This window comes from Aeromonas sp. 604282 (assembly GCF_049170575.1).
Classification (GTDB): domain Bacteria; phylum Pseudomonadota; class Gammaproteobacteria; order Enterobacterales; family Aeromonadaceae; genus Aeromonas; species Aeromonas veronii_A.
Window position 1 is genome coordinate 146694 of record NZ_JAAKMV010000007.1, and the last position, 21050, is coordinate 167743.

Below are 21050 nucleotides of genomic sequence, written 5' to 3' on the forward strand. Positions count from 1 at the left end.
GCTTGCCTGCGCAAAAAGCAATACGCTACTCTGGGTCAGCATTGTTAACCCCCTGATCACCAAGGAAGGCGTATCCCTTATGTTGCTGTCCCGGCTCCCCCCCCAGATATCCGATTGGTCCGCGTTGTTGTCCGGCTCACCTTATTGGCAGCTCAACGCCGATGCGTTGCAACCGACAGAGACCCCGCTGGCGGGCGGTTGGTTGGTGCTGTTTGGCAAGGGGCTGGGCGCCTCCCATCTGGCGTGCCTGTCACCACTGTTGGCTGCGCAGGGTCTGGTGGCCACCCTCTATCCTCCCGCCGAGGTGACGGGTGTGCCGCTGCTGCTGCTTGGCTGCGATCGCTTCTCCCCCGCGCTGGTGGTCGAACTCAAGAGCGGTGAGTGGGAGATCGATCTTTGCCATCTGCCCGCGCTGCCGACCCTGAGCGAGCCCGGCCTGCTGGTGATGGATATGGATTCCACCGCGATCTGTATCGAGTGCATCGACGAGATCGCGCGGCTGGCGGGGGTCGGCGATCAGGTGGCGGCGGTAACAGCTGCTGCCATGCAGGGCAAACTGGAGTTCTCCGACAGCCTGCGCAACCGGGTGGCCCTGCTGGCTGGTGCGCCGGTCACCATTCTCGACGAGGTTGCCGCCAACATGCCGTGCATGCCTGGCCTGCAGCTAATGGTCGATACCCTCAAAGAGGCTGGCTGGAAGATGGCCATCGCCTCCGGCGGGTTTACCCGTTTTGCCGGTGAGTTGCAGCAAGCGCTGGGACTCGATGCTATCTTCGCCAACGAGCTGGCGGTGGAAGGGGGGCAGCTGACCGGCAAGGTGAGCGGGCGCATCGTTGATGCCAGCGTCAAGGCCGAGGTGTTACAGCAGCTTGCTCAGGAGTACGGCATTGCTGCCGACCAGACCGTGGCCATCGGCGATGGTGCCAACGATCTCAAGATGATGGGGGTCGCGGGTCTTGGCATCGCCATTCACGCCAAGCCGCTGGTGCGGGCACAGGCTGCAGCAGCCCTCAATCATCACGATCTGGAGGGCGTGCTCTGCCTGCTGACGGCTCGGTCCTGCAGCGAGCGACGCTGGGATAAGCGCTGAGACCGTTTCAAGGAGGAAACCAATTAAAATGGAATTGTTGCAGCAGTCTCTGTTTATCCCCTGTGGCGCCCATCAACTGCATGTCCGCCATATCAAGCCCCGTGTCGCCGTGCATGGTGAGCCAATCCTGATGGTCCATGGTGCCATCGAGAACGGCCGGATTTTCTACACCGAGTCGGGCAAGGGGCTGGCCTGTTTTCTGGCCCGCCACGGCTATCAGGTCTATGTGGCTGATTTACGAGGGCGTGGGCTCAGCACTCCGGCCATCGCCGAGCAGGCGGAGCACGGCCAGCACGAGCTGATCACCGAGGATCTGCCTGCCCTGCATCGCTGGATTGGCGAGCGCCATCACGGCTTCAAGGTGCATTGGGTGGCTCACTCCTGGGGTGGCGTCATCATGGCCTCGACACTGGTGCGCTTCCCTGAGCTGGCGGAGCAGGTGGCCAGCCTGCTCTTCTTCGGTACCAAACGGGGGGTCTCGGTACAAAATCCGGAACGTTGGTTGAAAGTGGACCTTATCTGGAACCGACTGGCCCCCAGGCTGGCTCGTCGCCGCGGTTTTTTGGCCGCTCGGGATCTCAGGTTTGGAGCCGATGATGAGCCGCTGCGCTATCTGCAGGAGACCATTCCCTGGGTCAAGTGTGGACCCTGGCGGGATCCTTACGACGGTTTTGCCTATGATGAGGGCGCGGCGCGGGTGAACTGGCCGCCGCTCTGGATGATCTCGGCCAAGGCTGACAAGGTATTGGGCCATCCGACCGATGTGCGCCGCTTCAGCGACGAGATGGGGTCAAAGAGTCGTCACACCCGATTGGGGCGTGATAACGGCAACCGCCTCGATTATGACCATATCAATATGCTGACCGCCCCGCAGGCACAGGAGGATCATTTTCCCCAGATCCTTGAATGGCTGCTCAATCCGCAGGCGGCATGACAAAAACAGGGCGCATCTTGCGCCCGGGTCGATAGGTCAGAGGGACGGCGGCGTGATGCCGAGCCGGAACAAGGTTGCCTGGGTGGTGTCGGTCAGCTCGCCAACCCCCACGACACTCCACAGCTCCTCTTCCAGCCGCTTTGCCTTGTGAATAGCGAACTTGGCGATGTAGTCCAGCTCGTTGGCGATGAAGTTGGTGTCGGGGCGTCCTGTGCGGGAGATGCCGACCAGCACCGAGTAGAACTCCCCCTGCTGCAGTGCTTGCTCGATGAACAGGCGTTTCTCCTTTAGGCTGCCAAAGCTGCTGGCAAGGCGACTGGTGCAGATGGGCAGGCCCGCCTTGGTCTGGATGCTGGCAATGTATACCTCATCTTCTCGCGGTTTATCCTCACGCTCAATGGCTCGCAACGGATTCATCAGTAGCTCCTTGAGCAGCTCCCCCTGAAACAGTGGGTAGAGGTTCTCCTGCTCAGGTTGTTCGGCACAGGCGCTGAGTATCCGTTGAAGGCTGCGCGGAGTGAGCGATTTGCCAATGGCTGCGAGCTTGGGAGCCCCCTTCAGCTTGTTGATATAGATCGGTGAGTTGAACAGATGGTGGGTGTAGATATTGCGCAGTGCTCGCGCCAGTCCGCGATAGCGGCGCTGTTCCTGCGCCGCCTTGAGCTTGCTCTGGTTGCTCTCGATCAGCAGGCTGAAGAACTGACGACCTGTATGGCGATCAGAATCCCCATCGATACAGAGGTGCAGCACGGTGCGAGTCATGTTGAGACTAACCAGCCGGTAGGAGAGATGCTGCAGATCCATGCTCTTGGATAACTCCTGCAGACGGGGCAGGGCGATGGTCACCACATCGTTTTTATCACCGGCAAACGCCTCTTCCAGCTCGATCTGCAAGCCATGGGTCGAGATATCTCGGGTCCAGCCAAGCCATGACTTGCCGTTGTGATGGATAGCAACGGCTGTCTTGTGGATATAGCGCAGTTCCTTGCGCAACTGCACATAGTGCAGGGATTCAATCTCGAAGGGGGCAACGCCCAGCTCGTGACCAAAACGTTGTAGTTCATTGGCATTGTTGCCGAGCTCGCCCTCCGGGCGGAACTCCTCCCGTTGGGACTCCAGACTGATCTCCTGCAGCAGGCCGCAATACCCAATCAGTTTGAGACGTTCGAGTAACAGAATATCCTGCAGTTGCGAATTTTCGACCCCCTGCAACTGCCCTACATCTGCCTCCAGCGATTCACACGCCTCCAGTGAAAACTTGTAGACACGCCAGCTGGGACGCCGGGAGCCCACCTGGAAGAAGAGGGCGGTGAGGCCACTCTGGCGAAGCTCTTCAGCAGTGGCAGAGAAGAAATAGATATGGCTGCGTACCGTGTGGGTAAAGCAGTAGATGAGGGTCTCGGTCGTGGTGCCGGGGGCAGGGCAGAGTCGTTTCATCCGTTTTGCTGAGAAGAGTCCCGCCAGGGCATCGCGGTTCTTCTCGTCGCGCCAATACTCCAGCAGGTGCTGGTTGTTCTCGGTGCGCAGGGCTATCTCGAGTGAGGGACTGTCTCCTGTGCTGAAGAAAAGCGGCATGCCGGTCATCCGTGGCAGGTAGAACTGCTCATATCCCTTGATGATGGCGGCGGAGAGCAGATAGTCGACGCTGACCCGATAGCGGATTTTGTTGGCCTCGATGAAGTCGCTAAGGAAGGCATCGAATGCAGGCTGATCGCCAGAGCGCACCAGCCTCAGCCAATATTTCCCCTCCTTGCTCTCTTCACCGAGGATCTGATAACCGACCGGTTGATGCAGCACCGGATTGGGGTGGTCCCGCTCCATTCCTGTGAAGAAGACTTCCACCTGAGCGCCGGTCTGGTAATTGGGCAAATAGGGGACAGAGACTCTCATGCCGCCGAGGGAAAGATCGGAACTTTTGGCGAATAACTTTTCCCCGTCATGAAGTTTGATGAGCAAGGGCGAGCTGAAGTGCATCCGCTCCTGCCGTCGTCCATAGTAACTGGCAAAGACGATGGTGTTGACGTCGTATTGTCGGAAGGGACTGACAGGGGGGTGCAGCAGACCATCTACCCGGGCGTGGTGATGGTTCTTTTGCCATTGCTGCAGTGCTTCGTAAACGCCAAGGGTATAGGCGTCACGGTAGAGATAACACTGGGACTGAAACAGTCCGATGGCCTCGGTCGGCATAAAGTGGGTGATACCGTCGAACTCGTGCACCAGGCACTCGTCCTCCAGCTCATCGCGCATGTCGATAACCCTGCGGCAGGGGGAGCATTTGCGATTTAGCTCCATCTTGATCAGAAAACGGCCGTTGCTGTTTTCGTCCTGAGTCAGACGGTTGAAGATCTCTTCGAAATCTTTCTCCCGCAGCAGGGGTACAAGTTGTTCAATCAGATGTTGTTGGTGTACTGAATCCATGTGTTCCTGCCACGGAAAGTCACTTTTCCGATTCTGGGTTTGATCTGTCGGTCGCAAACAAGTATATCAAGCAGGAATTCATCCTGTCCCCGAGTTATCAATGGCTAAAAATAAAACTGCTTATGTTTGTTCCGAATGTGGTGCCGACTTCACACGCTGGCAAGGTCAATGCAGCGAGTGCAAGGAGTGGAATACCATCACCGAGGTACGCCTTGGCTCCGTCACTCCCGCTGGCAAGAGTGCCCGTTACACCGGTTATGCCGGCGCGGTCGGTAGTCAGGTACAGACATTGGCAGAGATTGCCACCACCGAAATCCCCCGTTTTACTTCCGGTTTCAAGGAGTTGGATCGGGTGCTCGGTGGCGGAGTGGTGCCTGGCTCGGCGATTCTGATCGGTGGTAACCCGGGGGCTGGTAAATCAACCCTGCTGCTGCAGACCATGTGTGGTCTGGCAGAGCGGATGAAAACTCTCTATGTCACCGGTGAGGAGTCGCTCCAGCAGGTGGCAATGCGGGCCAACCGCCTTGGTTTGCCTACCGATAAGCTGCGGATGCTCTCCGAGACCAGCGTTGAGCAAATCTGTTTGATTGCCCAGCAGGAGCAGCCGCAGATCATGGTGATCGACTCCATTCAGGTGATGCATGTGGCGGATGTCCAATCTTCCCCCGGTTCGGTCTCACAGGTGCGTGAGGCGGCAGCGTTACTGACCCGTTACGCCAAGCAGAACCATGTGGCCATCTTCATGGTGGGTCATGTGACCAAGGATGGCAGTCTGGCTGGTCCCAAGGTGCTCGAACATTGCATCGACTGCTCGGTACTGCTCGACGGTGGTCACGATTCCCGCTTTCGAACCCTGCGTTCTCACAAAAACCGCTTCGGGGCGGTCAATGAGCTGGGGGTGTTTGCCATGACTGAACAGGGAATGCGTGAGGTGAGCAACCCATCTGCCATCTTCCTCAGTCGCGGTCAGGAGCAGGCGCCCGGCTCCATCGTCATGGTGATCTGGGAGGGTACCCGACCTCTACTGGTTGAGTTGCAGGCGCTGGTTGACTACTCCCAGCTCTCCAACCCTCGCCGGGTGGCGGTGGGGATGGATCACAACCGACTCGCCATGTTGCTGGCTGTGCTGCACCGTCACGGTGGGCTGCAGATGGCGGATCAGGATGTCTTCATCAACGTGGTTGGCGGGGTCAAGGTCGAGGAAACCAGTGCGGATTTGGCGCTGTTGCTGGCGATGGTCTCCAGCTTCCGGGATCAGGCGTTGCCCAAGGATCTGGTGGTGTTCGGCGAAGTGGGGCTCTCAGGGGAGATCCGTCCTGTCCCCTCTGGTCAGGAGCGGCTGCAGGAGGCGGCCAAGCATGGTTTCCGCCGTGCCATCGTGCCGCACGCCAATGCCCCCAAGCATCCTATCGAAGGGATGGAAGTGGTGCCGGTCAAGAAGCTGTCTGAGGCACTCGAGGCACTTTAATTCTCTTGCATTCCAGTCAAGACAACAGCACAACAAAAAAGAGCACCTCGGCGCTCTTTTTTGTTGTTCTGGAGCTAGCCATCAGGGCTGGCTATGTTCCAGATGCTCGCTCAGCAATTGTTCCAGCTCGCGGTGGAGCAGCTCTTCGTCGCCGACGTTGAGCTCGATCATCCGCTTGAGGTGGGTGGCGCTGTCGATATCGATGTGGTGGCAGTAGAACCCCAGCTTCTTGCTGGCTTCATGGGTCAGCTCGACCTGCATCTTGATCTCGATATCGCTGCCACTCAGGACAAAACTGAGCTGGTACTCCTTGTTGTCACGGCTCTCCCAGTCGTCTGGGCGGATCAGCAGGGCTCCCTGCAAGGAGATGTCGACAAGCTGAGTTTGCCACTTGTGCTCCCCCTGGGTGAGGTCGGCCGTGGTCAAATAGAGGATCCGTGCAAAACGGCGGCGCTCAGACATGATCATCTCCTAGTTTGCAATCTGCTGGACACAAGGAATCATTGCACTGAGTGTAATGCACCTTGGCTGCCAGTAGCTTGAACTTGCTCCAAAAATAGCGATCAGGCTTGCTGGGCACTGAGAAACTCCACCACATGGAGTGCCTTTACCAGACGATCTTCCTGTTTGAAGCGATCTTCCAGTACTGGGCCCAATTCGTTGAGGTCATCATCGAGCAGTAGCAGTTGGGCCTCATCGGCATCGCTGTATTTGTCATTGAATTCGAGGGCAAACTCGGTAGTAGCACGAATATGGGGGTAAATCCGTTTGGCGAGTTCCAGTGTTTCGCCACTGGCCTGTTCGAAAGCGGTGACGACGTGGTGGTAGATCTCGAAATGGCCCGCGCTGACATAGTCGACCAAGCGGTCGCAGAAGTGCTGCAACTCTTCCTGTTTGGGCAGGCAGCGCTGTTTGGTTCGAGCCGGGGTGAGGCCCGCCAGTCGCATATATTCAACCAGCAACGCCTGTCGGGCGTCCAGCCAGTCATCGATTGCCTTATGCTTGCCTGCCAGCGCCTGCTTGGTCTGTTCCAGTTTTGTCAACATAATCCCTCCATGGGGCAAAGGCTTGGCGTTTGATAGGGCTTCCGAGCCGTTTGAGCGGTGACACTACCTATAACTATGGAAAATCTGACCAAGCGTCAATAGGCTTGCCGGGATATTGTTAAGCGGGTAAGAAATAAGCGGACGGTGGAGCTTGCCGCAAGCAGGTTTCGGGCCCGCTCGCTATTCTGCTGGCACGGAATGTGATTATTTCCGCAGATCTTGATGAAAACCCCAGCGTTTAACCCGTATGCCTCGATAAAGGCTTTGCCTGTGCGTTTTTTTTTGCATAGAGTGACCCAGCGCTAAATGCCCGATCATAAAGGAAATGTTATGAACAAAGCTCAACTTGTCGATGCGATTGCCGCCAAAGCAGATCTGAGCAAAGCTCAGGCCAAAGTGGCTCTGGAAGAGATCATCAATGGTATTACCCAGAGCTTGAAAGAAGGCGATGCTGTGCAACTGGTCGGTTTTGGCACCTTCAAGGTCACCCACCGCGCAGGCCGCACCGGTCGTAACCCGCAAACTGGTAAAGAGATCCAGATTGCTGCTGCCAACGTGCCTTCATTTGTGGCTGGCAAGGCACTGAAAGACGCCGTCAAGTAAGTCCGAAAGTCTGTTTTGTCCAATGCCAGTCAGCTTGCTGACTGGCATTGTTTTTATGGGGTTTTCCCATCCTTCCGGTTAGCGCTCCCTTGCTTTTCCTGTTGTACCAGTTCCTTTGTCAACCTTGTTGAGTCTGAGGCCTTATGCCGTCAGCGGAGTGGATGGCAGCGGCCAGATCCGCTCATAGGCCCAGGTAAAGAGCATGATGTAGACGAGATAGAAGGCGACGAAGCCGAGATCCAGCATCAGGGCGTCCCATACACCCAAATCGAGCCAGAACATGACGCAGGGTAGGGAGAGCATCATAAAGCTCGCCTCATAGCTAAACGCGTGCAGGAAGCGGTCCAGTGGTTGCTTGTTGGTGCGCCCGCAAAGTTTGAGTAACCCCTTGTCGAACAACAGGTTCCAGCCATAGGTCCAGGCGGTGGCGACGATGGAGAAGAAGATGGCCAGCGAACCGACCTCGGCGACGCCCTGACCGAACAGCTGGCTGATCAGGGGGGCGACCAGTGCCAGCCCGATGCCTTCGTAGAGAACCAGATAGCGAAGTCGATCAGGGGTGGTGCGTAGTTGGGTACTACTCATGGGTGATGTGCCTCCTGTGGGAGGCGCATTCTAATCAGGGAGTGGTTAAAAGAGAAGCATCGGCCCGTCATGACTGATGTTGAGGGGCATGATTATGCCCCCTTCATTTGCGATACTTCTCTATTGCCAATTTGGGCGTTAGCCCTGAGTGGTCAAGTCTGCGACTCAGGCGTCGGTTGGCGTGACCCGGGTCAGCATGGCAAAGCCCTCTTCCACTTGAGTGAGCTGTACCTTGACCTCTCCCAACTCGGCGAGCGAGGCAACATGGGTGCCACCACAGGGAATGGTCACCTCATGGCCTTCCAGCATGCAGTGCCAGTAACGGGAATCGATGATCGCCTCGCCAGCACGGCTGCGGCGGATTTCTCCTCCGGCTGCAATCCAGTCGGCCAGCTGCTGGTTGACCTTCTCTTCAATCAGCGCCAGATCTGCCAGCAGCGCCTCGCTGTTGACCCCTTTCTTGCGCAGGCTCTTGCCGATTCGGTACTGCTCTCGCGAACCGCAAGGCTCGACCCGCGAGCTTTGAATAGCAAGACGATCGAAGTCAGGCTGGCCCAGTGCATCGCGCTCGCTTACCTCCTTGCGCCAGTAGGAGATGAGTACCCGGTTGAGGGCCATCGCGGCCAGATGGCAGCCGCTATGGCCCAGACTCAGGGCGTGGCGGGCCGCTCTATCGACCTGCAACTCGACCCGACTGCCGACAGGCAAGTTGTGCTCGCCCGCCAAGGGGTGTACCACCACGAACTGCCATCCCTCTGCCCCTCGTTTTACCGGAATATCGGCGTCGACGAACAGCTCGCCATCCGGGCTGATAGCCCCCATCCGGCAAGGGCCAATGGCGGCTTCGCCCCCTTCCCAGCGAGCATGGCCCACGTCCCCCGGCTGATCGGGCCAGAGGTGGCTCTGTGGATGAAAGGGGGTGAGGTCGGTGACCAGCAGCGTGGTTTCACCGCGCTGGCAGCAGACCACGCTGGCCTGCTCCTGATGATGGCCCAGCACGAAGCTGACTCGGGTATGTTCCATGGCAAGGCTCCCGCAACGATAGATGAGAAGAGAAAGCGGCAGCATACGCCAAAGTGCGAAGAGGCTCATTAACCAGTGTTAATGAGCCTCCTGTTTGGTGACTGGTTGCTAGATCATGGCAACCAGCAGATAGGCGTTGAGGCCAATCACCAACGCAACGATAAGGCGGCCGATGGCTTGTGTGACCGGATGGTTGCGATGTTGCCCCATCAGCGCCCGATCGCCGGTCAGCATCAACAGCGGGATCAGGGCCAGCGCGATGCCAAAGCTCAGGATCACCTGACTCAACACCAGAATTTCGGTGGTGTTGAGCCCCATGGCGATTACCACGAAGGCGGGAGCCATGGTGATGGCGCGACGCAGCCAGAGTGGGATGGTAAAGCGGACAAAGCCCTGCATAACCACTTGCCCGGCCAGGGTGCCCACCACGGTAGAGCTGATGCCGGAGGCGACCAGCGAGAGGCCAAACAGGGTGGCTGCTGCCTGACCCAGCAGCGGAGTGAGGGTCTGATAAGCGGATTCCAGCTCCGCTACCTGCTGGTGGCCCGAGCTGTGGAACGCAGCGGCCGCCATCGCCATCATCGCCAGATTGACGAAGCCGGCGATAGTCATGGCAATCGCCACATCGACCCGGGTGGTGTGCAGCCGCTGGCTGACCGAGCCCTGATCCTGGGTGTGCTGGGTCAGCGCCGAGTGCAGGTAGATAACATGGGGCATCACGGTGGCACCGAGCACACCGGCGGCCAGATAGACGGCATCGCTGTTGGGCAGACCGGGGAAGAGGGCGCCCTCCAGCAGGCTGGGCAGATGGGGGCGGGAGAAGATCAGCTCGACGATGTAGGCCGCCGCGACGAACAGCAACAGACTACCGACCACGAACTCCAGTGGTTTCTGACCACGGGATTGCAACATCAGGATCCCCCAGGTCACCACGGCGGTGATACAGGCTCCTTCAAGCAAGGTCACGCCAAGCAGCAGCTTGAAGCCGACGGCGGCGCCGATAAATTCGGCCAGATCGGTGGCCATGGCGATGATCTCTGCCTGCACCCAGTAGGCCCAGACCGCCGGTTTTGGCAGTCGGTCACGGATATGTTCCGCCAGATTCTTGCCGGTGACGATGCCGAGCTTGGCCGAGAGGGTCTGCACCACCATGGCCATCAGGTTGGCCCATACCACCACCCAGAGCAACTGGTAGCCAAAGGTAGAGCCCGCCTGAATATTGGTGGCGAAGTTGCCCGGGTCGATATAGCCGATGGCGGCGATAAAGGCTGGCCCGAGCAGGGTTAGTTTGAATTTGCGGGCTGGAATCGTAGTTGTCAGTGCGGGTTGCATGGCATCACCCTCCATAAGGATATGGAGAGAGAATAGATCTAAGTGATAATCATTATCAATTGTTGTTTCTGATGATTTCCATCGGGAAAAACATTTAAGGCAGTCAGTTGCAGTGAGGGATGTGATTTCGTACAATACGCCGCCCTAGAAAAGCAGCGACTAAACACCTTTATGTTCCTTGCCTCCGAGGTCTGGCTGCACCTGGGCGGAGGCTGAATTAATCCGTAAGGAGCTAAAATGCGTCATTACGAAATCGTCTTCATGGTTCATCCGGACCAGAGCGAGCAAGTTCCCGGCATGATCGAGCGTTACACCGGCGCCATCACCACCTCCGGTGGTACCATTCATCGCCTGGAAGATTGGGGCCGTCGTCAGCTGGCTTACCCGATCGACAAACTGCACAAAGCCCACTACGTTCTGATGAACGTAGAAGCAGAGCAAGCCGTTATCGATGAGCTGGAAACCAACTTCCGCTTCAACGATGCCGTTATCCGCAACATGATCATGCGCACCAAGCACGCCGTGACTGAAGTTTCTCCGATGGCCAAGGCCAAAGAAGAGCGCTTCACCCGTCGTGACGACGAGCGCCGCGAAGAAGCTACTGAAGCTGCTTCCGAAGAGTAATTCTGGATCACTGACTAGAGGATAAAGGCCATGGCACGTTATTTCCGTCGTCGTAAGTTCTGCCGCTTCACCGCCGAGAACGTTACCGAGATCGACTACAAAGATATCGTTACTCTGAAAAACTACATCACTGAATCTGGCAAGATCGTACCGAGCCGTATCACCGGTACCCGCGCCAAGTATCAGCGTCAGCTGGCACGCGCCATCAAGCGTGCTCGTTACCTGGCTCTGCTGCCGTACACCGATCTGCACAACAAGTAAGAATCGGCCCGGCACTTAAGCCTAACTCAACGAAATTTATAGAGGAAAGGTAATGCAAGTTATCCTGCTCGACAAAATCGCCAAACTGGGCGGTCTGGGTGACCAAGTTTCCGTGAAATCTGGTTATGCCCGTAACTACCTGATCCCGCAAGGCAAAGCTGTTATGGCCACCAAGGCCAACATCGAAGCTTTCGGTGCTCGTCGCGCTGAGCTGGAAGCCAAACTGGCTGCCAACAAAGCTGCTGCTGAAGAGCGTGCTGCCAAGCTGGCCGAACTGGCTACCGTGGTTATCGCTTCCAAGTCTGGCGACGAAGGCAAGCTGTTCGGTTCCATCGGTACCCGTGACGTGGCTGAAGCCATCACTGCTGCCGGCGTAGCCGTTGCCAAGAGCGAAGTCCGCATGGGCAACGTTCTGCGTAACACCGGTGACTACGAAGTTGCTGTTCAGCTGCACGCTGACGTTAAAGCAACCGTACAGATCCAGGTTGTTGCCCTGTAATAGCGATTCGCTTTTGCAGAGAAAACCCGCGCACTTGCGCGGGTTTTTTATTTTCCGGCCCGGGGGTAGAGTGAAGCTCTGTTCCACTGGAGGAGATCCCTATGGCTTGGGTAGAAGGCCGCGTCATCGAACGCATCGAATGGACACCCACTCTGTTCTCCCTGCGGGTAGCGGCCGAGCTGGCCCCTTACAAGGCAGGCCAATTCACCAAGCTGGCCCTCGAGCAGGGCGATCGCCGCATTCAGCGCGCCTACTCCTTCGTCAATCCCCCCTCTTCGCCATACCACGAGTTCTATCTGGTCGAGATCCCGAGCGGTGAGCTGACTCCCTCGCTCGGCTCGCTGCAAGCAGGCGATACCCTGCTGGTGCAATCCCAGGCCACCGGCTTTCTGACGCTGGATGAGGTGCCCGCCGGGCGCGATCTCTGGCTGCTCTCGACCGGTACTGCTATCGGCCCCTTCCTCTCCATGCTGGCCGATGGCGAGGCCTTCAACCGTTTCGAGAATCTGGTGCTGGTGCACGGGGTGCGTAAAGGCGAAGAGCTGAGCTATCAGGATTTGATCGCCAGCTTTGCCGAGCAATATGGCGAGCGCTTTCGCTATGTCCCCTTTGTCAGCCGCGAGCCCTGGCCCGATGCAATGGCAGGGCGGATCCCGGCGGCGATTGCCAATGGTCAGTTGCAGGCTAGAGTGGGGTTGGAGTTCTCACCCGAGCTGAGCCAAGTGCTTATCTGCGGTAATCCGGAGATGGTGAAAGAGACCCAGCAGACCTTGCTGGCGCTGGGGTTGGCCAAGAATCTGAGGCGTGCGCCGGGCAATATCAGTGCGGAGAATTATTGGTAAAACAATCAGCACAGGGGCACCAGGCCCCTGCTGCATCAGGAGAGGGCGTTCAGTTCTTCTTGCCGTTACCCTTGTTTTTATCCTTCTGTTTGTCGTGACCTTGCCCCGGGTTATTGCCGCTGTGGATGCTGCGGTTGTAGTGATCCCGGTACTTGCCATCCATCTTGTCGCAGTTGAGTTTGATCCGGCTGTCGCCAATGCCAAGATCCAGACAGTTGTCCTGCCACCAGTCGTACTCCTTGTCATCCCAGTCGAGATTGATCTTGATGTCATCACCGGAGATCTTGATGCCATCGCTATTTTTGCTTGGCGGTGCCGCAACCGCGATGCCGTGCGCCATGAGCAGGGAAAGCAGCAGGGCGCCGCGCCGGATAACGGGGTTGTGTTTAGCTTGGGTCATCGCAAGGGTACTCCTGTTGTTACTGGTCGCTCTGCGAGTTGGCTGGGACCTGGTTGGTTTTCGGTGGCTGGTTGCGATTCTCTTCATCTTCCAGATTGAATTTGACCGCCTTGCAGTCGACGGAGGAGGTCTCCCCGATATCCAGAGTGAGGCAGTCGTTCTGGGTCCAGCCGAACTGTTTGTCATCCCAGTCCAGATTGAATTTAAGCTCATCGACGGAAAATTCGGTGCCACCGCTCTCTGGATATTGCTGTGTCGCAGCGGCGCCGCCGGTAACCAGAAGAAGGGAGAGTAGCAAGGTGGTCGTACTGTTCATGATGGCCTCGGATAATTGCAACGGTGGATGAGTGTACGGATCTGGGCTGAACCCGGGCGGAATCGCACCTCATCTCACCAGATGATCAAGTCAGGTAGGAATTGTATCGCTTTTCTGCTGCCGATTTGTCCGTTTTGGTCGCACTCTGGGCAGCTGGTTGCCAATCTGAAGGAATTCAGTCATTTGCCCTTCTCTGTGCGAGTCTGGCGACTATAATCGGCAGCCAACTTTTCCTGCACAGCACACCCCTTCATCATGACCACACAGGACTCCTCCACATTGCGCTACCCCAAGGGGTGGTTTGCTCTGACGACGGTATACAGTTTCACCGGGTTGGCCATTCTGGCTTCCATTATCTTCTCCCTGCTGCTGTTCCTCTCCATCGATGACAACCCGCTGATGAAGTGGCTGTTCGGCGGCTTGGCCATCATCTTCGAGCTGGGCAAGTTTTACGTCTGGTACGAGTACGGCGAGCGCAAGGCGCGGCGGGATTTGAGTGGCGCTTTCTGGTCGCTGTTGTTCTACAGCGTGCTGGCGGCCATCTCCATCGGCGGCAGTATTGGTGGCATCAACAGCGCCACCAACACGGTACTGAGCCAGCAGGCGCGCCACGAGCGGGAACTCGCCCGTTTCGACGAGCAGATCGCCAGCATCGAGCGGCAGATCCAGCTCAACGAGGAGGCGGCCCGCAAATATATCGAGCTGGAGCGCATCTCCAGTGGCGTCTCCTCGTTGCAGCACGCCAATACCAAGCTGCGCTTGCAGCAGGATGAGCTGCGTCAGCAGCGCGATGCCAAACCGGTCAACGAACAATCCTCCATGCTGGGGTTGATGAGCAGTCTGGCGGACGGGGTGGGGATGAGCATCAGTCAGGTGCAGTTCCTGCTGGTCTGCTTCCTCTCGGTGTTGCTCGACGTGTTCGGTGCCTTTTTCGTCAGTCTGATCGGCGAGGAGAACCGCTTTCGCCGGATGTGGCGCTGGCAGCAGGATCAAGCTCGCAGAGAGGCGCAGGAGGCGTTGGCGATGGCTGCCCAGCCCGAACCCATCATGCCCCCAGAGCCAGCCCCCGAAGTGCTGGAGCAGGTGCGCGGTGCGCTGATGAGTGGTGAGCTCAAGTGCAGCAAGCGCTCGGTGGCGCAGGCTTTGTCACTCTCGTTGGAGGAGGTGGATCGGGTGTTCCACCACCTGCTGTCGCAGGGGGTGCTGGGGCAGGGGAGCAATCGCCACTACTACCTCAATCCGGCGCTGGAGCAGCAAGCCGGATAGTGAGAAGGCCACCGAAACTCGGTGGCCTTTTTCGTTATCGAGTGGCTTGGCACTCAGTGAGTCAGCACCATCATCAGGCTGAGGAAGGCGGCTAGTCCGCCACCGATGCCGATGATCCAGTAAAACCCCTTGGCCCCCTGTTTGAGCGGGATGCGGAAGTAGAGCAGAAACGCCCACCACCCCAGTGCCAGCAACAGAGGAATAAGAAACATTCGAGCCATGGTGTCCTCGCTGTTATTCTGTTGACCCTTGATCAATCAACAGGATGGATTGTGCAATGACGCAACTACAGATTACCGCATTCGGTGACCCCTCGGTACTCAAGCTCAACCCTTCCCTCGATAAGGTGCCAGCCGATGGCGAAGTGCGGGTGCGCATCTGCTTTGCAGGGGTTAACCCCATCGATGCCAAAACTCGCGCCGGTCTTGGCTGGGCGGCGGCCCAGAACAAGGACAAGCTGCCCTGGACACCGGGTTATGACGTCTCCGGCGTGGTAGAGAAGGTGGGCCCCGGCGTGACCTCGTTGGTCGAGGGGGATCGTGTGTGCGGCATGGTCGGTTTTCCCCTCACCGCCGGTGGCTACGGGGAGTCTGTGGTGGCAAGCGAGAGCGAGCTGGTCAAGCTCGACGGGGTGAGCCTGCAGCAGGGGGCGGCGCTGCCACTGGCCGGTCTCACCGCCTGGCAGGGGCTGCTTGAGCACGGTGGCCTCAAGAGCGGTCAGCGGGTCTTGATCCTTGCCGGTGCCGGTGGTGTCGGCCATCTGGCGGTGCAGTTTGCCAGCGCCTATGGCGCCGAGGTGGTGGCTACCGCCAGCCCGGACAACCATGGCTTCCTGCACGCACTGGGGGCGCGCTGGATGGTGGATTACCACGATGCGAACTGGCCGGCACGAGTGGTGGCAGAGGCCGGTCAGGTCGATCTGGTGCTGGATCTGGTGGGCGGCGAGAGCGGCAAGGCGGCGTTGGCCTGTGTCAAGCCGGGTGGCCGCTTGGTGACGGTACCCACCATCACTGCCCAGCAGATCAAGGATGCTGGGGCTGCGGTGGGGATCGAGGTGGTCGGCATGCTGGTTCACCCCGACCAGAAGCAGCTGGGTCAGATGTTGATGCTGCTGCGTCAGGGGGAGGTGAAGGTCACTCTCGCCGGTGAATTCCCCCTGGTCGAGGGGGCGCTGGCCCATCAGGCCATCGAAGGGGGCCATGTGCGCGGCAAGCTGCTGCTACGGATGCCTGCGGCCGATGGCTATCCCGGATGAGCGAGATGATGGAGATGGCACATGGTGTGGCTGTTATTGAGCGCCTCGCGTCCTTGCCTGGGGGGTGGGGACGCGCATCATGAATGAGTTAATGGAGATGGGGCTGGGGTGGCTCTTTTTAAGCGCCTTTACCTCCGCCACCCTGCTGCCCGGCAGCTCGGAAGTGCTGCTGGGGGCCATGGCGGCCAAGGGGGAGTGGAGCATGGCGAGCCTGCTGCTGTGGGCGACGCTGGGCAATACCCTCGGTTCCATGACTACCTGGTGGCTCGGCTGGCTCGCCACCTTCAAGAAAAAACCGGAAGATTTTCAAGGCCGTGGGGAACAAAAAGCCTTAGGCTGGCTCAAACAACATGGTCACTGGTGTCTGCTGCTTGCCTGGACGCCGGTGGTCGGTGATGGTCTCTGTCTGTTGGCCGGTTGGCTGCGCCTCTCCTTCTGGCGCTCTCTCATTCTGATCGGGCTCGGCAAATTGTTCCGTTATGCCCTGGTTTTTCTGCTGGCCAGTCACATTTTCTAGCCTGTTTTTGTCACTCACGAGGTTACCGTGAACAAAGTCATACCTTTAACGATTCTGCTGGGCTTCACCCTGCCGGTGCTGGCGGCACCGACCCTGATTGCCGAACAGGGCAAGGAGGAGGGCAAGCTCGCCATCCCCTACCAGATGTACAAGCTGGACAACGGCCTGACCGTGATCCTGGCCCCCGACCGCTCCGATCCGCTGGTGCACCTCGATGTGACCTATCACGTCGGCTCATCCCGCGAGACGGTCGGCAAGTCCGGCTTCGCCCACTTCTTCGAGCACATGATGTTCCAGGGCTCGAAACACGTCGGTGATCAGGAGCATATGCGGATCATCAACGAAGCCGGTGGCGACATGAATGGCACCACCAACAAGGACCGCACCAACTACTACGAGACAGTGCCTGCCAACCAGCTGGAAAAAGTGCTCTGGCTGGAGGCGGATCGGATGGGCTTCCTGCTCGATGCGGTGAGCCAGAAGAAGTTCGAGATCCAGCGCGCCACCGTCAAGAACGAGCGGGCCCAGCGGGTCGATAACCAGCCGTACGGGCTGGTGAGCGAGAAGGTTGGGGAGGCGCTCTATCCGCGTACTCACCCTTACTCCTGGCAGCCTATCGGTTACGTGGAAGATCTCGACCGGGTCGATGTGAACGACCTCAAGCAGTTCTTCCTGCGTTGGTATGGTCCCAACAACGCCACCCTGACTCTGGGCGGCGACTTTGACAGCAAGCAGGCTCTCGAGTGGATCGAGAAGTACTTCGGCTCCATCCCGCGCGGCCCGGACGTGGCCGAGCCGACGCCAAAGCCGGTGATCCTGCCCGAGACCCGCTACGTGACGCTGCAGGACAAGGTACACCTGCCGCTGCTCTATATCAGCTACCCCACCGTCTCTCTTGGCGATCCGCAGGAGCCTGCGCTCGACATGTTTGCCGACGTGCTGGGCGGTTCCGCCAGCTCCATGCTCTACCAGTCGCTGGTGAAAACCGGCAAGGCGATCGATGTGGGGGCGTCCCACTACTGCGAAGAGCTGGCCTGTACCCTGACCGTCTACGCCTATCCCAATCCGTCGCAGGATGGCAGCCTCAAGACCCTCAAGGGGGAGGTGGACAAGGTGATCGGCGAGTTCGCCCAGCGCGGCCTCAAGCCGGAAGATCTGGAGAAGGCGATCGCCAAGTACCGCGCCTCCGCCATCTGGGGTCTGGATAGCGTCTCCGGCAAGGTGAGCCAGCTCGCCATGGGTCAGGTGTTTGCCCAGGATCCCAACTATGTGTTCAAGACGCTGGATGCCATCGGCAAGGTGACACCTGAGCAGGTGAAGGCCGCCTACGACAAGTTCATCGCCGACAAGCCTGCGGTGGTGCTGAGCGTGGTGCCCAAGGGCAAGACAGAGTGGCAGGTTGCCACCCCGAACTTTACCCCCGCCAAGCGCGAGCTGCCGGATTACAGCAAGCATGACGAGGCGCTGGCCGAACGACCGGTAAAAGACAATTTCGATCGCAGCGTGCAGCCCAAGGCGGGCGAGGCGGTGAGCGTCAAGGTACCCGCCATCTGGCACGGCAAGCTCGACAAGAACATCGAGATCATCGGCACCAAGAGTGACGAGATCCCGGCCGTCTCCATCATGATTGCCCTGCCGGGCGGCATTCGTGCCGAAGATAAAGGGCAGCTTGGGCTGGCCAATCTGACCGCCGCCATGATGGGGCAGGGCACGGTGCGCCTGACCGAGGCTCAGCTGAGCGACGAGCTGCAAAAGCTGGGATCTTCCATCGATGTCTCCAGCGCCCAGTACAACAACCTCATCACCGTCAGCTCGCTGGCGGACAAGTTGCCCCAGACCCTGGCGCTGGTGCGCGAGGTGCTGGAGCGCCCGGGCATGCGGGAGGCGGACTTCGAGCGGGTCAAGGCGCAGCTGCTGCAAGGGATGCAACAGGCCCAGCAGCAGCCCGAGTGGCTGGCCGGGCAGGCGTTCCGCGAGCTGGTCTACGGCAAGCAGAACCGCCTCGGTCAACCTACCGACGGGGTACCTGCCGATGTGGCCAAGCTGACCCTGGCGGACGTGAAGCACTTCTATCAGGCCTACTACAACCCCACCAACGCCAAAGTGGTGGTGGTCGGTGATGTGGATCAGAAGCAGATCGAGGAGCAACTTGGTTTCCTGACCGAGTGGAAGGGGGCCACGCCGACTCTGGGGGATCTCAAGCTCAAGGGTGAGCAGGCCAAGCCGGGCATCTATCTGGTCGACAAGCCGGGGGCGCCCCAGTCGGTGATCCGCATCGGTCGTCGCGCCATGCCGTTCGATACCACGGGGGATTACTTCACCGCCGGGCTGATGAACTTCAACCTGGGTGGCAACTTCAACAGCCGCATCAACCTCAACCTGCGGGAAGACAAGGGCTACACCTACGGCGCCAGCTCGGGCTTCTCCGCCAACCGCGAGGTGGGCACCTTCGCCACCGGTGCCAATGTGCGGGCCGATGCAACAGTCGATGCCATCCGCCAGTTCCTCAAGGAGATGGACAACTACCGCAAGAGCGGCCCGACACCGGTCGAGCTGGCCTATATGCGCAGCGCGGTCTCCCAGCAGGATGCCCTCTCTTACGAGACCTTGGGCCAGAAGGCGGGCTTCCTGCTGCAGATGGTGATGTATGACCTGAAACCGGACTATGTGCAGGCCCAGAACAACCTGATCAAAACGGTGTCGCCCGAGGCGCTGAAGGCCAGTGCCGCCCGTTGGCTCAATCCGGCCGATATGGTGATCGTGGTGGTGGGAGACAAGCAAAAGCTTGAAAAACCCCTGAAGGAGCTTCATCTTCCCATCTATCCGCTGCAGTTGCCGTAACTGACGCTTTATAAAAATCAAGAGCCGCCCCGGATGGGGCGGCCTCACATGAGCCGTGAATATGACTACAACAAGCTTGTCGCTCACCGAGTTGCTGAATGCGTTGGGATCACCGGAGCGCCTCACCGCGCTCAAGGGGATCCGGCGCGGGATCGAACGTGAATGCCTGCGCATCACGCCGGATGGCCGACTCGCCCAGAGTGACCATCCCCGGGCGCTGGGCTCGGCCCTGACCCATCCCAATATCACCACCGACTACTCGGAGAGCCTGCTGGAGTTCATCACCCCGGCCACCGACTCCATCGACAGCCTGATGGAGCAGCTCGGCGACATCCATCACCATGTGATTCAACATCTGGGTGACGAGCGGATTTGGCCGCTCTCCATGCCCTGCTTCGTCGGCGGGGAAGAGAGCATCCGGTTGGCCCAGTACGGCAGCTCCAATATCGGCCGGATGAAGACCCTCTACCGTCAGGGTTTGAAGAACCGCTACGGCAGCCTGATGCAGGTGATCGCCGGGGTGCACTTCAACTTCTCCATGCCCGACAGCTTCTGGAGCGAGTGGCAGGAACTGGAGTGCGTCGGTTGTTGCAGCCAGCGCTTTATCTCCGACAAGTACATGGGGCTTATTCGCAACGTCTACCGTTTCGGTTGGTTGGTGCCCTATCTGTTTGGCGCCTCTCCGGCCATCTGCGAATCCTTCCTCAAAGGGCGCAAGAGCAACCTTCCATTCGAGAAGACCGGCAAGGGCACCCTCTATCTGCCTTACGCTACCGCGCTGCGTCTCTCCGATCTAGGCTATACCAACAGCGCCCAGGCGGGGCTCAAGATCAGCCACGACAACCTGCCGGCCTATGTCAGCAGCCTGCGCCGCGCCATCAACACCCACAATCCCGACTTTGCCAAGATCGGGGTCAAGGTGGACGGGGAGTATCGTCAGCTCAATGACAACGTGTTGCAGCTGGAGAACGAGCTCTACGCCCCGATCCGTCCCAAGCGCACCCCGCGCAGCGGCGAGAAGCCCTCGGATGCGCTGGATCAGCGCGGCATCGAATACATCGAGCTGCGCACCGTGGACGTCAACCCCTTCACCCCGCTCGGTATCGATGCCGACCAGATCCGCTTCTTCGATCTGTTCCTGGTCTGGTGCCTGCTGCGCCCCTCTCCGGTGCTGAGTGACGAGGAGATTGCCCGCAACCGCCGCAACCAGAACAAGGTGGTGCTGGAGGGACGTCGTCCCGGCCTCGAGCTGGAGGACGAGCAGGGTCATGCCATTGGCCTCAAAGAGTACGGCCTCAAGCTGTTCGACGAGCTGGCTCAGGTGGCCGAATTGCTGGATCGCTGCTGCGGCCGTAACCACTATCGCAAAACGCTGGCAATGCACCGTGAGAAGCTGCTCAATCCGGATTTGACCTACTCCGCCCGCATGCTCAAGGAGCTGCTGGAGAGTGGCAAGGATAACGGCTGTTACGGCGACAAGCTGGCGACCCGCTATCGCGAGGAGCTGCTGGCAGGGGAGCTGCAGTACTGGGATGAGGCCTACTTTGCCGGTGAGGCGAAGGATTCCCTGGCCAAGCAACGGGAGCGCGAGCGCAGCGACAGCCTGTCATTCGATGACTTCCTGGCCGACTACTTCGGTACCAGTACCACCACGGCCTGAAGGCGGGTTCGTACCAACCAAAGTGCCAACAAAAAGCCGCTCGAGTGAGCGGCTTTTTTATTTCTCTGAA

General features: G+C 58.9%; 22 protein-coding genes. 13 read left to right on the forward strand and 9 right to left on the reverse strand.

Annotation, left to right across the window (positions count from 1 at the left end; translation table 11 throughout):
* The first annotated feature begins 79 nt into the window (after positions 1-79).
* Positions 80-1090, forward strand: coding sequence for a phosphoserine phosphatase SerB (gene serB / locus G5367_RS10720; protein ID WP_421244033.1), 1011 nt, complete (start codon positions 80-82; stop codon positions 1088-1090).
* A gap of 28 nt (positions 1091-1118) precedes the next feature.
* On the forward strand, positions 1119-2024 hold the full coding sequence (locus G5367_RS10725) for an alpha/beta fold hydrolase (protein ID WP_421244032.1): 906 nt from the start codon (positions 1119-1121) through the stop codon (positions 2022-2024).
* A 36-nt stretch (positions 2025-2060) separates the two neighbouring features.
* On the opposite strand, the gene G5367_RS10730 is transcribed toward G5367_RS10725, so the two are convergent.
* A complete protein-coding gene (locus G5367_RS10730) occupies positions 2061-4442 on the reverse strand; it encodes a PilZ domain-containing protein (protein ID WP_421244031.1) in 2382 nt (793 codons plus the stop codon).
* Between the two features lie 100 nt (positions 4443-4542).
* On the opposite strand from G5367_RS10730, the gene radA reads away from it, so the two are divergent.
* Positions 4543-5910 (forward strand): DNA repair protein RadA, encoded by a 1368-nt coding sequence (gene radA, locus G5367_RS10735; RefSeq protein ID WP_005341318.1) that lies wholly within the window; start codon positions 4543-4545, stop codon positions 5908-5910.
* Between the two features lie 81 nt (positions 5911-5991).
* Here the strand turns inward: radA and G5367_RS10740 are convergent, their stop codons facing one another.
* Positions 5992-6372 carry a PilZ domain-containing protein gene (locus G5367_RS10740; RefSeq protein ID WP_216980102.1) on the reverse strand — a complete coding sequence of 127 codons (381 nt, stop codon included), beginning with the start codon at positions 6370-6372 and terminating at the stop codon, positions 5992-5994.
* Positions 6373-6473: 101 nt separating this feature from the next.
* Positions 6474-6956, reverse strand: a complete 483-nt coding sequence (locus G5367_RS10745; protein WP_005341316.1) for an Rsd/AlgQ family anti-sigma factor — start codon at positions 6954-6956, stop codon at positions 6474-6476.
* Positions 6957-7286: 330 nt separating this feature from the next.
* Here G5367_RS10745 and hupA point away from each other — a divergent pair, with 330 nt between their 5' ends.
* Positions 7287-7559 (forward strand): nucleoid-associated protein HU-alpha, encoded by a 273-nt coding sequence (hupA, locus tag G5367_RS10750; protein ID WP_005340484.1) that lies wholly within the window; start codon positions 7287-7289, stop codon positions 7557-7559.
* 141 nt (positions 7560-7700) lie between these two features.
* Here hupA and G5367_RS10755 read toward each other — a convergent pair whose 3' ends face one another.
* The 3 genes from G5367_RS10755 to G5367_RS10765 form a co-directional block, all read right to left on the reverse strand.
* On the reverse strand, positions 7701-8144 hold the full coding sequence (locus tag G5367_RS10755) for a PACE efflux transporter (RefSeq protein ID WP_421244030.1): 444 nt from the start codon (positions 8142-8144) through the stop codon (positions 7701-7703).
* A 165-nt stretch (positions 8145-8309) separates the two neighbouring features.
* Positions 8310-9167 (reverse strand): hypothetical protein, encoded by an 858-nt coding sequence (locus tag G5367_RS10760; protein ID WP_421244029.1) that lies wholly within the window; start codon positions 9165-9167, stop codon positions 8310-8312.
* A 108-nt stretch (positions 9168-9275) separates the two neighbouring features.
* Complete coding sequence (locus G5367_RS10765; protein WP_337073227.1) at positions 9276-10499, reverse strand: Nramp family divalent metal transporter; 1224 nt, start codon at positions 10497-10499, stop codon at positions 9276-9278.
* 237 nt (positions 10500-10736) lie between these two features.
* Between G5367_RS10765 and rpsF the strand changes: the two genes are divergently transcribed.
* From rpsF to G5367_RS10785, 4 genes are all read left to right on the forward strand, one after another.
* Positions 10737-11123: a 30S ribosomal protein S6 gene (gene rpsF, locus G5367_RS10770; protein ID WP_005308887.1), complete on the forward strand. Its 387-nt coding sequence runs from the start codon at positions 10737-10739 to the stop codon at positions 11121-11123.
* Between the two features lie 30 nt (positions 11124-11153).
* Positions 11154-11384 carry a 30S ribosomal protein S18 gene (gene rpsR, locus G5367_RS10775; protein ID WP_005308890.1) on the forward strand — a complete coding sequence of 77 codons (231 nt, stop codon included), beginning with the start codon at positions 11154-11156 and terminating at the stop codon, positions 11382-11384.
* 52 nt (positions 11385-11436) lie between these two features.
* Complete coding sequence (rplI, locus tag G5367_RS10780) at positions 11437-11883, forward strand: 50S ribosomal protein L9 (RefSeq protein ID WP_005340490.1); 447 nt, start codon at positions 11437-11439, stop codon at positions 11881-11883.
* Positions 11884-11984: 101 nt separating this feature from the next.
* Positions 11985-12725 carry a ferredoxin--NADP reductase gene (locus G5367_RS10785; protein ID WP_421244028.1) on the forward strand — a complete coding sequence of 247 codons (741 nt, stop codon included), beginning with the start codon at positions 11985-11987 and terminating at the stop codon, positions 12723-12725.
* Positions 12726-12774: 49 nt separating this feature from the next.
* On the opposite strand, the gene G5367_RS10790 is transcribed toward G5367_RS10785, so the two are convergent.
* Positions 12775-13125, reverse strand: a complete 351-nt coding sequence (locus G5367_RS10790) for a hypothetical protein (protein WP_042053367.1) — start codon at positions 13123-13125, stop codon at positions 12775-12777.
* A gap of 19 nt (positions 13126-13144) precedes the next feature.
* Positions 13145-13441 (reverse strand): hypothetical protein, encoded by a 297-nt coding sequence (locus G5367_RS10795; RefSeq protein WP_040067567.1) that lies wholly within the window; start codon positions 13439-13441, stop codon positions 13145-13147.
* Positions 13442-13696: 255 nt separating this feature from the next.
* Between G5367_RS10795 and G5367_RS10800 the strand changes: the two genes are divergently transcribed.
* Positions 13697-14707, forward strand: coding sequence for a Preprotein translocase subunit SecY (locus G5367_RS10800; protein ID WP_421244027.1), 1011 nt, complete (start codon positions 13697-13699; stop codon positions 14705-14707).
* 53 nt (positions 14708-14760) lie between these two features.
* On the opposite strand, the gene G5367_RS10805 is transcribed toward G5367_RS10800, so the two are convergent.
* Positions 14761-14928 carry a hypothetical protein gene (locus G5367_RS10805; protein ID WP_005308905.1) on the reverse strand — a complete coding sequence of 56 codons (168 nt, stop codon included), beginning with the start codon at positions 14926-14928 and terminating at the stop codon, positions 14761-14763.
* A gap of 56 nt (positions 14929-14984) precedes the next feature.
* Here G5367_RS10805 and G5367_RS10810 point away from each other — a divergent pair, with 56 nt between their 5' ends.
* The 4 genes from G5367_RS10810 to gshA all read left to right on the forward strand — a co-directional run bounded on the left by G5367_RS10810 (position 14985) and on the right by gshA (position 20980).
* Positions 14985-15962 carry an NADP-dependent oxidoreductase gene (locus tag G5367_RS10810; protein WP_371167895.1) on the forward strand — a complete coding sequence of 326 codons (978 nt, stop codon included), beginning with the start codon at positions 14985-14987 and terminating at the stop codon, positions 15960-15962.
* Between the two features lie 79 nt (positions 15963-16041).
* Positions 16042-16479, forward strand: coding sequence for a YqaA family protein (locus G5367_RS10815; RefSeq protein WP_101531118.1), 438 nt, complete (start codon positions 16042-16044; stop codon positions 16477-16479).
* Positions 16480-16506: 27 nt separating this feature from the next.
* Complete coding sequence (locus tag G5367_RS10820; RefSeq protein WP_421244026.1) at positions 16507-19320, forward strand: M16 family metallopeptidase; 2814 nt, start codon at positions 16507-16509, stop codon at positions 19318-19320.
* Positions 19321-19381: 61 nt separating this feature from the next.
* On the forward strand, positions 19382-20980 hold the full coding sequence (gshA, locus tag G5367_RS10825) for a glutamate--cysteine ligase (protein ID WP_421244025.1): 1599 nt from the start codon (positions 19382-19384) through the stop codon (positions 20978-20980).
* Positions 20981-21050: the final 70 nt, after the last annotated feature.